This window comes from Micromonospora sp. NPDC047753 (genome assembly GCF_040642735.1).
GTDB lineage: Bacteria > Actinomycetota > Actinomycetes > Mycobacteriales > Micromonosporaceae > Micromonospora.
Window position 1 is genome coordinate 1 of sequence record NZ_JBEYSL010000888.1, and the last position, 1,152, is coordinate 1,152.

A 1,152-nucleotide genomic window follows, 5' to 3' on the forward strand; every position below is an offset into this window, starting at 1 on the left:
GATCGAGTAGGTGTATCTCAAGAGCCTGACGGTGAAGGGGTTCAAGTCCTTCGCCTCCGCCACGACGTTGAAGCTGGAGCCCGGGATCACCTGTGCCTCCCGCTCGGCGACGCTCTGCGCCCAGCCGCGACGGCGTACCTCGGCGAGGGTGCGGCCGGTGAACTTGCTGCGCGGCAGCAGCGGCATGACCGCCTCCGGCGGCTCCCAGGCGAGCAGGATCTGGGCCGCTGAGCCGGCCGTCATCGGCAGCACCGAGCCCACCGGAACGGTGTCCCGTAGACCGCTGGCGCGTTCCGCCGCCGCCACGCAGATCCGCTCGTCGGCACGGCGCAGGTAGAGCTGCGCGCTCTCACCGGTGGCGTCGCGCAGCGCGGCCAGCAGCGGCTCGGCGGCGGTCAGCAGAACGTCCGGTGCGGCGTTCGCCAGCTCGCCCAGGCGGGGGCCGGGCCGCCATCTGCCCTGGGTGTCACGCACCAGCATTCGGTGAATCTCCAGGGCCTGGGCCAGGCGATGTGCTGTGGCCCGGGGCAGCTTGGTGCGTTCGACGAGTTCGGCCAGGCTGGCGCCGTCCACGCAGGCGGCCAGGATGACCACCGCCTTGTCGAGAACGCCGACACCGCTCATACTGTGTCCCACAAGCCGAAACTTACCTCCCAGAATTTAGGATGTCCAGATGGTGGGAGTCACTCCTGAGCCGAGGACCCTGGCCGAGAAGGTCTGGGACGCGCACGTCGTACGGTCCGCCGCTGGTGAGCCGGACCTGCTCTTCATCGACCTGCACCTGCTGCACGAGGTGACCAGCCCGCAGGCCTTCGACGGGCTGCGGCTCTCCGGACGCCGGGTGCGTCGTACCGACCTGACCCTCGCGACCGAGGACCACAACACCCCGACCGGGTACGACGACCCGGCGTTCCGCCTCCGCCGTGGTGACCTGCTCACCATCGCGGACCCCACGTCGCGTACGCAGATCGAGACGTTGCGCCGCAACTGCGCCGAGTTCGGAGTGCGGCTGCACCCGCTCGGCGACGACAACCAGGGCATCGTGCACGTGATCGGCCCGCAGCTCGGCGTCACCCAGCCGGGCATGACGATCGTCTGTGGCGATTCGCACACCGCCACCCACGGCGCCTTCGGAGCGCTCGCCTTCGGCAT

General features: G+C 69.8%; 2 protein-coding genes. One reads left to right on the top strand and one right to left on the bottom strand.

Translation table 11 applies throughout. The features are described from left to right. The coding region (locus tag ABZ749_RS35490) for a helix-turn-helix domain-containing protein (protein ID WP_357235823.1) at positions 1-624 on the bottom strand (624 nt) is incomplete at its 3' end. Between the two features lie 49 nt (positions 625-673). Between ABZ749_RS35490 and ABZ749_RS35495 the strand changes: the two genes are divergently transcribed. After that, on the top strand, positions 674-1,152 hold a 479-nt coding region (locus ABZ749_RS35495; protein ID WP_357235826.1), incomplete at its 3' end, for an aconitase family protein.